We start from the raw sequence: 12,163 nt of genomic DNA, 5'->3' as shown, positions 1-12,163 counted from the left end.
TCTAGACCTCCGCGCCTTCGAACGTCACGATTTTGCCGCCTTCCGTCACTTCCCCGATCCGGTAAGCGTCATGACCATGCGATGCGGCAATCTCCAGTGCCTTCTCCGCATCTTCCTGAGCCACGATAATAACCATGCCGATTCCCATGTTGAACGTACGGAACATATCATTGTTCGTGATGTTTCCTTCACGCTGCATGAGAGAGAAGATCGGCAGAATCGGCCAGGAGCCGTACTGAATGTTAACGTTCACGCCTTCCGGCAGTGTACGCGGGATATTTTCCAGGAAGCCTCCGCCCGTAATGTGCGCGGCGCCTTTGATGTCCACCTGCTCCAGAATGCCGAGAACCGGCTTCACATACAGCTTCGTCGGCTCGAGCAGCACGTCGCCGAGAACTCCGCCAAGCTCGTCGATCGTGTCCGTCAGGCTGTGTCCCTTTTCTTCCAGAAGCAGCTTGCGCACCAGCGAGAAGCCGTTGCTGTGCACGCCGCTCGAAGCAAGACCGATCACGACGTCGCCGGGGCGAACGGTGGAGCCGTCGATGATTTTTTTCTTATCCACGATTCCTACGGTAAAACCGGCAATGTCATACTCCCCTTGCGTATACATCCCCGGCATTTCCGCCGTTTCTCCGCCGATCAGCGAACAGCCGGACTCCGCGCAGCCGTCGGCAATCCCTTTTACAATCGCTTCGATCTTCTCGGGAATGACACGGTCGCAGGCCAGATAGTCCAGGAAAAAGAGCGGTTCCGCACCCTGCACCACGATATCGTTGACGCACATCGCCACCGCATCGATCCCGATCGTATCGTGCTTGTCCATCGCAAACGCGATTTTGAGCTTCGTTCCGACACCGTCGGTGCCCGATACGAGTACCGGCTCTTCGTATTTATCCTTGTTCAGGCTGAACAGAGAGCCGAATCCGCCGAGTCCCGTCAGCACTTCTGGACGGAATGTTCTCTGCACATGTTTCTTCATCCGTTCAACGGCTTCGTTACCGGCCGCGATGTCGACACCCGCTTTTTTATATGCCTCCGACACTTGTCTCACTCCCTAATGGTTTGAAAAGCACACCGCCAAAACGCGGTGATACCTTCCATGCTTGGTTATCTTTTGATGCGTAACTGTTGGATCTATCGTTAAAAGTATCGGCTGCACAGCAGTTTAACAGCCGCAGCCCACCGCATCTTCGTTATCGTTCACGTAAGTAACATAACGATTATCGAAGCAGCCCGTGCAGAAGCCGCCGTTCTCCACGCCGTCCTTACGGCCGATGGAGTCGATCAGCCCTTCCTGAGTGAGGAAGTACAGCGAGTCCGCATTGATCGCCTGGCGGATCTCTTCGATCGACTTCTGCGCCGCGATCAGGTCTTTGCGGCTCGGCGTATCGATTCCGTAGAAGCACGGGTTCTGGAACGGCGGCGAAGAGATGCGCACGTGCACTTCCGTAGCTCCCGCTTCCCGGAGCAGGTTTACGATGCGCAGCGAAGTCGTACCCCGGACAATCGAATCGTCGATCATGACGACGCGCTTGCCTTCCACGACCTTGCGCACGGCGCTCAGCTTCATCTTCACGCCCTGCTCCCGCAGCTCCTGGCTTGGCTGGATGAAGGTCCGGCCCGTGTAGCGGTTTTTGATCAGTCCGAGCTCGTAAGGAATCCCGGTCTGCTCGGCGAAACCGATGGCAGCCGACGTGCTGGAATCCGGCACGCCGGTCACCAGATCCGCGTCCACGAACGCTTCCGACGCGAGGCGTTTGCCCATCCGCTTACGGGCGGAGTGGACGTTGATCGCGTCGATGTCGCTGTCGGGACGAGCGAAATATATATATTCCATCGCGCAAGTAGCGCGTGTCTGACTTTCCGTGAAACGGTCTTCCGTGAGCCCGTTACGGTCCAGGACCAGCAGCTCGCCCGGCAGAAGATCGCGCATATACGTGCCGCCGACGATGTCGAAGGCGCAGGACTCCGACGCGAACAGATACGCGTCGCCGAGTCTGCCCATCGCGAAAGGCCGCAGCCCGTTCGGGTCGAGCGCCGCGATCAGCTTGTCCTTCGTCAGGATCAGGAACGCGTAGGCGCCGATCACCTGCTGCAGGGCGTCTTTGACCGCGTCGACGATGTCATCGTGCTTGGAGCGCGCGATAAGGTGCGCGACCACTTCGGTGTCGCTCGTCGTCTGGAAGATCGAGCCCTGCTTTTCGAGCTGCCGGCGGATTTCGCCGGCGTTCACGAGGTTGCCGTTCGTCGCTACGGCGAGATCGCCCTCCCGGTATTTGAACACCAGGGGCTGGGCGTTCGCCAGCTTGCTCTCCCCTGCCGTCGAATAGCGCACATGGGCGATAGCCGACGTGCCGACGAGTGTAGGCAGGTTCGACTGATCGAACACTTCCTTGACGAGGCCCATGCCCCGGAAGTAGTGGAAATTATCCGCGTCCGCCGTACAGATGCCTGCGCTCTCCTGTCCCCGGTGCTGCAGCGCGTGCAGTCCGTAATAGGACAAGGAAGCCGCGTCCGGATGTCCGAAGACACCGAACACGCCGCATTCCTCTTTCAGCTTGTCGAACAGACCGTCATGGCCGCCGTGGCCTTCATTATAGTAAGAACCGGTCCACAGCCCCTTACCCGATGTTACTGCATCAGACATGGTATCGCGTCCTTCCAAACCTGCCTCAGCTCCGAGATAGAGGCTTGAACGGCAGGTTTTCCGTTAATGTCGACCTTCACGTTCGTTCCGGTTACCGTTCCGATAACTTCCGCCTGTACGTTCTTCTGTTGAAGCAGGGCGATCAGCGCTTCGCGCTTCTCCGGATGGCAGCTGAGCAGGATGCGGGACTGGCTCTCGCTGAAGAGCGCGTGATCTGCGCGCAGCTCCGTGCGGAAGTCCACGTCGGCGCCAAGTCCGCCGGAGATGCTGCTTTCCGCTACGGCAGCCGCCAGGCCGCCTTCGGAAAGGTCATGCGCCGAAGCGACCAGACCTTCGCGGATCGCGGCAAGTACGCCCGCATGCAGGCGTTTCTCGGTCTCCAGGTCCAGCTGCGGCGGACGGCCTTCGACCACGCCGTGCACGACCTTCTGGAACTCGCTTCCGCCGAGCTCGGCTTTCGTTTCACCCAGCAGGACGATAACGTCGCCTTCGTTCTTGAAGCCTTGAGTCGTAATGTGATCCGTGTCCTGGATCAAGCCGACCATACCGACAACCGGCGTCGGGTAAATGGCGCCCTTCGCGTTCTCGTTGTACAGCGACACGTTTCCGCCGATAACCGGCGTGCTCAGCTCGCGGCACGCTTCGGCCATGCCGTCGACCGCTTTTTCAAGCTGCCAGAAAATTTCCGGTTTCTCGGGGCTTCCGAAGTTCAGGTTGTCCGTCACGGCCAGAGGCTCTCCGCCCGAGCAGACGATGTTGCGCGCGGCTTCGCTGACCGCGATGCGTCCGCCTACTTCCGGATCGAGATACACATAACGGCTGTTGCAGTCCGTTGTCATGGCAAGCGCTTTGCGGGTGCCGCGGATCGTGACAACCGCCGCATCCGAGCCCGGCTGTACGGCCGTGCTTGTGCGTACCATGTAATCGTATTGGTTATAGACCCATTCTTTGCTCGCCACGGTTGGAGAGCCCAGGATGCTTTTCAGCGCCCCGTTCAGATCGGTCACTTCTTCGTAACGGCTCGTGTCCGTGTTCGCCTGCTCGGTGTAATAAGCGGGAACGGCGGACGGCTTGTTGTAAACCGGGCATTCGTCGACAAGTGCCGTTACCGGCATGTCGCCCACGATTTGACCTTGATGGAAAAGCTTCAGGCGGCCGTCGTCGGTCACTTTGCCGACTTTGGCGCAAATGACGCCCCAGCGTTCGAAAATTTCGAGAGCTTGCGCTTCATCCTTCGGATCGATAACGAACAGCATACGCTCCTGGGACTCCGACAGCATCATTTCGTAAGGCGTCATGCCTTCCTCGCGCTGCGGCACTTCGTCCAGGTACAGCTCCAAGCCGTTGCCAGCCTTGCTCGCCATTTCCGCGCTGGAGCAGGTTAGACCTGCGGCGCCCATGTCCTGAATGCCGAGTACGATACCCGTGTCGATCAGCTCCAGACAGGACTCCATCACGAGCTTCTCCATGAACGGATCGCCCACCTGCACGGCAGGACGCTTCGCTTCGGATTCACTCGTCAGCTCTTCGGACGCGAAGGTCGCGCCGTGAATACCGTCGCGGCCTGTTGCCGGGCCGACGTAATAAACCGGGTTGCCTACGCCTTTGGCTACGCCGCGCTGGATTTTGTCATGGTCGATCAGACCGACGCACATGGCGTTGACGAGCGGGTTGCCTTCATAGCTTTCGTCAAAGGTAACTTCGCCTCCCACAGTCGGGATTCCGATACAGTTGCCGTAACCGGCAATACCGGAAACAACGTGCTCGAACAAATATTTAACACGGTCGTTCTGGAGACGTCCGAAACGCAGGGAGTTCAGAAGCGCTACAGGCCGCGCGCCCATCGAGAAGATGTCGCGGATAATGCCGCCGACTCCCGTTGCGGCGCCTTGGTACGGCTCTATCGCAGACGGATGGTTATGGCTTTCGATTTTGAACACGACAGCCTGGTTGTCGCCGATATCCACGATACCCGCGCCCTCGCCAGGACCCATCAATACGCGTTCGCCGGTCGTAGGAAAACGGCGGAGAAGCGGCTTGGAATTTTTGTAGGAGCAGTGCTCCGACCACATTACACTGAAGACGCCGATTTCCACGTAGTTCGGCTTGCGTCCGAGAAATCCGCAGATCTGATCGTATTCCGCATCGGTTACGCCCATCTGCTTATAGATTTTCTGCTCGGCGATCTGCTCCGCGTTCGGTTCCTTAGCGGCTAACTGCTGTGCCATGTTGTTCCCTCCAAGCGTTTAAAATCGACGTAAACATCCGTTTGCCATCAGCCGAACCGAGAAGCTCGTCCACGGCCCGTTCCGGATGGGGCATCATGCCCACGATGTTGCCTTCTTTGCTGCAAATTCCCGCGATATCGTCCACCGAACCGTTCGGGTTCGTGTCCGTTTCATAACGGAAAACAATCTGATTGTTCTGCTGAAGCTCGCGCAGCGTCTCTTCGTCGCAGTAGTAGTTGCCTTCCCCGTGCGCGATCGGAATATTGATCACTTCGCCTTCCGCATAATCGGAAGTGAACGGTGTCGCGTTATTCACGACTTTAAGCAGGGTGGAATGACAACGGAATTTAAGCGAGCGGTTGCGCAGCAGCGCGCCGGGCAGCAGGCCCGCTTCCGTCAGGACTTGAAAACCGTTGCAAATGCCAAGAATATATTTGCCCTGCTCCGCCGCTTTCACCAGAGCCTGGGTTACCGAAGCAAAACGGGCAATCGCGCCGCAGCGCAGATAGTCGCCGTAAGAAAAGCCGCCCGGTACGAGAATGCAGTCGTATTCGGACAAGTCCGTGGCCGTATGCCACACGTAATCGACGGGTTCGCCTACCGTGTCTTCGACCGCCTTGTAGCAATCGATGTCACAGTTCGAACCGGGATATACCAGTACCGCAAATTTCATGGGAATGTCCTCCTGATCCGTTAGTTCAGCTCAAAGCGGTAATCTTCAATGACCGTATTCGCCAGCAGTTTCTCGCACATTGCTTTCAAACGCTCTTCCGCTTCCGCGCGGTCCGTCGTATCCAGTTCCAGCTCCAAATACTTGCCGACGCGTACTTTGCCGACTTCTTCAAATCCCATCGAGTGCAGTGCGCCTTGAACGGCATTTCCCTGCGGATCCAATACACTTTGCTTAATCGTCACATAGACGGTTGCTTTCATTACGGTTTGTCCTCCCTTGGTATCACGATCGCCGTGTGCTTCCATGCGGCTGTCTGACCGTTCTTGGCATCTTGTTTTTTCAATCTTCTGACTCTTTATCCTTGAAAAAGTTAATCTCCTGAAAAATAAGGCCGATTTATTCTTAAATCGCTGTGCTATAAAGGCGGTTAACTGTCTGTTCTGTCTATCTTTCATGACAAAGATAGTTAACGACCCGATAAACCCCAGCCTGCCTGTCGCTTGGCCGGACGCCTGCACATCTCTCCCGGCTAACGGACCGCGTATCGATAAGCCTGTACCGGGCTCTGTCTCACTCGACAAAACCCGGTGCAGCTTCTCTCTTACTCGGTTTCTTCCGTTAAACGCTGTAAGATCTCGCGGTATCTGCGGGAAGTTTCCTCCACCACGGAATCCGGAAGCGGATCCGGTGCGCTGTTCTTGTCCCAGCCGGAGTTCGCCAGATACGTGCGGACAGGTTCTTTGTCCATCGAATCGATTTCCGTATCCAGCTCGTACTTATCCTTAGCCCAGTAGCGGGAAGAATCCGGCGTGAAAATTTCGTCGATCAGAATCAGCTCGTTGCCGATAAATCCGAATTCGAACTTTGTATCCGCCAAAATGATGCCGCGGTGCTCGCAATACGTATGAGCGAGGGTGTAGAGCATGATGCTTTTGGTCATCAGCTGCTCCGTTACCTTCTCGCCGACCAGCTCGCACATTTGATCGTAGGTGATGTCCTCGTCGTGACCGACATCGTTCTTCGCGGCCGGAGTGAAGATCGGGTGCTCCAGCACCTGGTTCTTGCGCAGCCCTTCCGGAAGCCGGATGCCGTTGATCATGCCGGTTTCCTGGTACTGGCGCCAGCCTCCGCCGGTAATATAGCCGCGTACAACGCATTCAACCGGAATGCGGGTCGCTTTTTTGGTGACCATTACACGGTCTTTCAGAAGCGCCGGCTCCGTTACGAGATCCCCCAGGAGCTCGACGTCACAGTGCACCACGTGATTTTCCATAAAAGGCGTCGTCAGCTCAAACCAGAACTTGCTCAGCGTGTTGAGCACGTTGCCCTTATCCGGCACAGCCGGGTCCAGCACATAGTCGAAAGCGGAGATGCGGTCCGTGACGACGATCAGGAAATGCTCGCCCAAGTCGTACAATTCACGGACTTTGCCTTTGTATACCAAAGGAGCTTTAATGAGATGTTCGGCGGTCGACAATGCGACGGATGCGCCCATGTTTGCGTCCTCCCAAGCAGAAGTTCTGAATTATTTTAAGCCCAGACGGTCAAAAATCGTATCCACATGCTTCAGGTGCCAGCTTGGGTTGAAGCAGTCTTCGATTTCCTCCGCATTCAGCAGCTCGGTGATTGCAGCCGTGTTTTCCACGATTTCGCGGAACGAACGCTGTTCTTCCCAGGCCTGCATGGCGCGAGGTTGTACCGTATCGTAGGCCTGCTCGCGGCTGAAGCCCTTGTCGATCAGCTTCGTCATAACGCGGCCGGAGAAAGGTACGCCGTAAGTGCTCTGCATATTACGCTTCATATTTTCAGGGAACACCGTCAGGTTCTTCACGATGTTGCCGAAACGATTGAGCATATAGTTGAGCAGGATCGTCGCATCCGGCAAAATAATGCGCTCGACGGAGGAGTGCGAAATATCGCGCTCGTGCCACAGCGTGACGTTCTCATAAGCGGAAACCATGTGACCGCGGATGACGCGGGACAAACCGGAAATATTCTCCGATCCGATCGGATTCCGTTTGTGAGGCATAGCCGACGAACCTTTTTGTCCTTTGGCGAAAGCTTCCTCCACTTCGCGGAACTCGCTCTTCTGAAGGGCGCGTACCTCTGTCGCGAACTTGTCCAAAGACGTGGCGATCAGGGCGAGAGTGGCCATATATTCCGCATGACGGTCGCGCTGAAGGGTCTGCGTCGAAATCGGAGCCGGGTTCGTACCCAGACGCTCGCACACGTAGCGCTCCACGAAAGGATCGATATTCGCGTAAGTGCCGACAGCGCCGGAAATTTTCCCGTACTGCACACCGTCCGCCGCAAAACGGAAACGCTCCAGGTTCCGTTTCATTTCCTCATACCACAGGGCCATTTTCAGACCGAAGGTAGTCGGCTCGGCATGAACGCCGTGCGTGCGTCCCATCATGGCGGTATGCTTGTGCTCGATCGCTTTGTTTTTAAGAATTCCGATGAAGTTGAGAAGATCTTTTTCAAGAATTTCGTTCGCCTGCTTCAAAAGGTAGCCCAGAGCGGTATCCACAACGTCCGTGGAAGTCAGGCCATAGTGCACCCATTTGCGCTCGGGACCGAGCTTCTCGGATACCGCGCGAGTGAAGGCAATCACGTCGTGACGAGTTTCCTGCTCGATTTCATAAATGCGGTCCATATCAAAATCCGCTTTGGCGCGCAGTTCTTTCACGTCTTCCTTAGGAATGACGCCAAGTTCTGACCAAGCCTCGCAGGAGAGAATTTCAACTTCAAGCCACGCCTTGAATTTGTTTTCTTCCGTCCAAATGTTGACCATTTCTGGCCGGCTGTATCTTTCGATCATCGTTAACCCTCCATCTGTGTTTCGATTGGGTTGGAACCCTTTTTTGTGCCTCGAACTTCCGTTGTTGCTCATGTTCAATGGACTGGCTCAAGCATCCGTGTCGCATTTTAATGCGGTTCGTACTCCGGTTTGTCCTGCGACCACTCGCTTTATCATTGTCGAATGTATAAGCTGTACAGTGCCGTAGAACTCCTACATTACGAAAACGGGGCCGCTATGCAGCTCAGCCAGGTCTCTGCTACATAGCTTGACTGTTTTTCATTGTCATCGCATGTAGCGGTAATGTGGATGACCGCCATTATTCGACGCCGCACCATGCACCCGGAACTGCACGTGTCCGCTGGAATTACCCGATCTTTTCTGCCTTACCAGCCACAAAGCCCGTTGAACCTAACTTATAGAATCCCAGATACCGGTACGTTCCATCCATTCGGCAGCTTTAGCCGTATCGTCCGTAAGAAGGTTAATGTGCCCCATCTTGCGCTTCGTCTTGGCTTCGTCTTTTCCGTATAAATGAAGCTTTGGCGTTACCCCCGAATCGGAGGCCGCGCTTTCCTCGGAACAGAACCACTCCAGCAGAGGTTCCATATGCTCTCCGAGCACATTCACCATCACTACCGGTGTCAACAGTTCCGTAGGACCGAGAGGCAGATTGCAGATAGCCCGTACGTGCTGCTCAAACTGCGAAGTCAGGCAGGCTTCCATCGTATAATGTCCGGAGTTGTGCGGCCTTGGTGCGAGCTCGTTCACGAACAGCTCCCCGTCCTTCGTCAAAAACATCTCAACGGCGATCAACCCGACCGCTTTCATCGACTCCGCGATGCGGATCGCCAGACGTTCGGCTTCCTCTTGAACGGAGGAACTGATCCGAGCAGGCACAATCGACATATGCAAAATATTCTCGACATGGATATTTTCCGCTGCCGGAAAAGCTTTCACCTCTCCGCGGGGACTCCGCGCCGCGATTACCGAAATTTCCTTCTCGAACCGGATGAACTGCTCGAGTACCAGATCCGTACCCGCCCGGCTCAATTCGGCAAAAGCGTCGGGAATCTCATCCGCCGAGCGGATGACCCACTGGCCTTTGCCGTCGTATCCGCCGGTCGCGGTCTTCAGCACGCAGGGGGTGCCGAATTTGCCGACAGCAACGCGAAGATCCTCTTCGCTGGCAATTTCGGCATATGGGGCCACCCTCACGCCGGCTGCCTCGATCGCACGCTTTTCGCGAAGCCTGTGCTGCGTCGTGTACAGCAGGGCGCTACCCTGCGGCACATAGGCTTCCTGCGTCAGCAGTTTCGTCACCGCGGCGTCGACGTTCTCGAATTCGTACGTGATGACGTCGGACACTCTCGCAAGCTCGCGCGCCGCGTCCACGTCTCCGTACGAAGCCTGGATCTGCCGGTCGGCCACTTGTCCGCACGGCGAGTCTGCGCCCGGTTCAAGTGTAACGAACCGGTAGCCCATGTTTCGGCCCGCAAGCGCCAGCATGCGGCCGAGCTGGCCGCCGCCCAGCACACCGATGGTGCTTCCGGGCGGGATGACTCTGTGCTGCGTGGAAGTTGTACCCGCAGCCGCGGCAGTGGCGTCCTTCACCGCTGTCTCAGCTTTGGATTCTCTCCCTGTCTCAGCTTGGGGGGCCTGGACTGAGGTAGACTGGGTCGGCAGGGACGTTGGACCATTTGTTCCAAAGTAAGAGCCATCCGTCTGTCCTGCTCGGTTTAAACCTTCGCTGTTATTTAAGCTCCCGTTCAGCTTGCCCTTTGCTGTTTCTTCTCCGCTGTTCTTCGCTGTCATTCAAGCTCACTCGCTTCCAACACTTGTGCTTTGATGCGTTCGCGGCGCTCACGCACTTTATTTTGAAGCTCGGGCTCGAATGCTCCAAGAATTTGCGCCGCCAGCAGTCCGGCATTCGCGGCTCCTGCCTCTCCGATCGCTACGGTAGCCACGGGAATACCCGCCGGCATCTGTACGATCGAGAGAAGGGAATCCAGCCCGTTCAGCGCTCTGCTTTTAACGGGAACCCCGATAACCGGCAGCTCCGTCTTCGCTGCCACCATGCCCGGCAGGTGAGCGGCGCCTCCCGCTCCCGCGATAATGACACGCAGCCCGCGCTCAGCAGCCTGCTCGGCATATTGGAACATCAAGTCCGGTGTACGGTGTGCCGACACGACTTTTTTCTCATAAGGGATGCCGAATTCGTCCAGCACATCGCAAGCATGCTTCATCGTTTCCCAATCCGATTTACTTCCCATAATGACTCCAACTCGTGCTGACATCTCCGTAACCCGCCTTTACTATCATATTGGTAACCACTTTAAATAGAAAGCCCCAAGCCTCAGCTTTTCATCCCCGGACGCAAAAAAAGCCCAGAGATAGATTGCTTCCTTCTATCTGCCGGACTGCAAGAGACACAAACATAAGGCACCCCCGTCTGGGATCCCCTCGCTTCGCTCTCGTAGTCCAAAACTTTACGGCTTTTGGGTAGAAACTTTCGGGCCATATCCCCGATGATTATACGAGATTGTAAACATCTATATTTACGTGTTTTGTCAGGTATTGTCGCTCCTCTAGTGTACCAGTTACCTTTTTGCCTGTCAAACGAAATACGAACATTCAATTCATGAAAAAGAAGTAAAGTTCGCTTTCTGTTCTTAAAATCCTTCTGAAAGGCTATTCAAAACCGTTTTCCTTAAACAGTTTAGTGAAAAAGCATGCTTATTTATCCTTAAATTCACAGGCCAGAGCTCTTTAATATACGCTTTTTTTATAAGACCTTGATCTTGCGAAAACAATTTCTTATTTCATTCGACTTCATTCAACAATTGGCTTGCACTCTCTGTTTACAGAACCACCAGTTTTAAATATAACTCATCAAGCAGTCATTAAGTAGAGACCTTTTTAAGAAAAGGGACCTTTGATTAGTAAAAAGTAGGGTAAAACAAAAAGAGCCCTCTTGAACGGTTACGTTCAAAAGGACTCTCATTTGCTTGGCAACGTCCTACTCTCCCAGGACCCTTCGGTCCAAGTACCATCGGCGCTGGAAGGCTTAACGGTCGTGTTCGGGATGGGTACGCGTGGTTCCCTTCCGCCATCGTCACCAAACAGGTGTCTATTCAGACACATCAGGGTTGCTCCCTGAAAACTAGCAGCGAAACGTGCAGTCGATCCATCCAAAGATCTTGTGGTGCATATGTGTTATATGCTTTCGATGCGGCCTTTTCCTGTCGGAAAAAGCCTTGTGGTCAAGCCCTCGACCGATTAGTATTGGTCAGCTCCACACATTGCTGTGCTTCCACCTCCAACCTATCTACCTCGTCGTCTTCAAGGGGTCTTACTAATTGGGAAATCTCATCTTGAGGGGGGCTTCACGCTTAGATGCTTTCAGCGCTTATCCCTTCCGTACATAGCTACCCAGCTATGCCTCTGGCGAGACAACTGGTACACCAGCGGTACGTCCATCCCGGTCCTCTCGTACTAAGGACAGCTCCTCTCAAATTTCCTGCGCCCGCGACAGATAGGGACCGAACTGTCTCACGACGTTCTGAACCCAGCTCGCGTACCGCTTTAATGGGCGAACAGCCCAACCCTTGGGACCTACTTCAGCCCCAGGATGCGATGAGCCGACATCGAGGTGCCAAACCTCCCCGTCGATGTGGACTCTTGGGGGAGATAAGCCTGTTATCCCCAGGGTAGCTTTTATCCGTTGAGCGATGGCCCTTCCATGCGGTACCACCGGATCACTAAGCCCGACTTTCGTCCCTGCTCGACCTGTATGTCTCGCAGTCAAGCTCCCT

The 12,163-nt window shown here is 55.3% G+C and carries 9 protein-coding genes, 2 rRNA genes and 1 riboswitch (1 of these 12 running past the window's edge); all 11 genes read right to left on the bottom strand.

What is annotated here, in order from left to right; translation table 11 throughout:
• Position 1: 1 nt before the first annotated feature.
• Entirely contained in the window at positions 2 to 1,042 is a 1,041-nt protein-coding gene (gene purM, locus AC2TF6_RS04495; RefSeq protein ID WP_491310074.1) for a phosphoribosylformylglycinamidine cyclo-ligase, read from the bottom strand.
• A 123-nt stretch (positions 1,043 to 1,165) separates the two neighbouring features.
• Entirely contained in the window at positions 1,166 to 2,647 is a 1,482-nt protein-coding gene (gene purF / locus AC2TF6_RS04490; RefSeq protein WP_491310073.1) for an amidophosphoribosyltransferase, read from the bottom strand.
• Positions 2,632 to 4,875 (bottom strand): phosphoribosylformylglycinamidine synthase subunit PurL, encoded by a 2,244-nt coding sequence (purL, locus tag AC2TF6_RS04485; protein WP_491310072.1) that lies wholly within the window; start codon positions 4,873 to 4,875, stop codon positions 2,632 to 2,634. The genes purF and purL overlap by 16 nt, the downstream gene beginning before the upstream one ends.
• A complete protein-coding gene (gene purQ, locus AC2TF6_RS04480) occupies positions 4,853 to 5,548 on the bottom strand; it encodes a phosphoribosylformylglycinamidine synthase subunit PurQ (RefSeq protein WP_317956392.1) in 696 nt (231 codons plus the stop codon). Before purQ ends, purL begins: the two co-directional genes overlap by 23 nt.
• Before the next feature lie 20 nt (positions 5,549 to 5,568).
• Complete coding sequence (gene purS / locus AC2TF6_RS04475; RefSeq protein WP_009675257.1) at positions 5,569 to 5,808, bottom strand: phosphoribosylformylglycinamidine synthase subunit PurS; 240 nt, start codon at positions 5,806 to 5,808, stop codon at positions 5,569 to 5,571.
• A gap of 341 nt (positions 5,809 to 6,149) precedes the next feature.
• A complete protein-coding gene (locus AC2TF6_RS04470) occupies positions 6,150 to 7,043 on the bottom strand; it encodes a phosphoribosylaminoimidazolesuccinocarboxamide synthase (protein WP_491310071.1) in 894 nt (297 codons plus the stop codon).
• 30 nt (positions 7,044 to 7,073) lie between these two features.
• Positions 7,074 to 8,369, bottom strand: coding sequence for an adenylosuccinate lyase (gene purB, locus AC2TF6_RS04465; protein ID WP_317956391.1), 1,296 nt, complete (start codon positions 8,367 to 8,369; stop codon positions 7,074 to 7,076).
• A gap of 390 nt (positions 8,370 to 8,759) precedes the next feature.
• Positions 8,760 to 10,163, bottom strand: a complete 1,404-nt coding sequence (purK, locus tag AC2TF6_RS04460) for a 5-(carboxyamino)imidazole ribonucleotide synthase (RefSeq protein WP_491310070.1) — start codon at positions 10,161 to 10,163, stop codon at positions 8,760 to 8,762.
• Positions 10,160 to 10,645, bottom strand: coding sequence for a 5-(carboxyamino)imidazole ribonucleotide mutase (gene purE, locus AC2TF6_RS04455; protein ID WP_217561916.1), 486 nt, complete (start codon positions 10,643 to 10,645; stop codon positions 10,160 to 10,162). The genes purK and purE overlap by 4 nt, the downstream gene beginning before the upstream one ends.
• 160 nt (positions 10,646 to 10,805) lie before the next feature.
• Positions 10,806 to 10,908: riboswitch (purine riboswitch) on the bottom strand.
• A gap of 446 nt (positions 10,909 to 11,354) precedes the next feature.
• A 5S ribosomal RNA gene (rrf, locus tag AC2TF6_RS04450) occupies positions 11,355 to 11,471 on the bottom strand.
• A 136-nt stretch (positions 11,472 to 11,607) separates the two neighbouring features.
• A 23S ribosomal RNA gene (locus AC2TF6_RS04445) occupies positions 11,608 to 12,163 on the bottom strand; it runs 2,361 nt beyond the window's last position.

The sequence above is a fragment of the Paenibacillus sp. JNUCC 35 genome, from assembly GCF_058269095.1.
The sequence above is the reverse complement of the archived record's forward strand: the minus strand, read 5'-3'. Positions and strand labels throughout refer to the sequence as shown.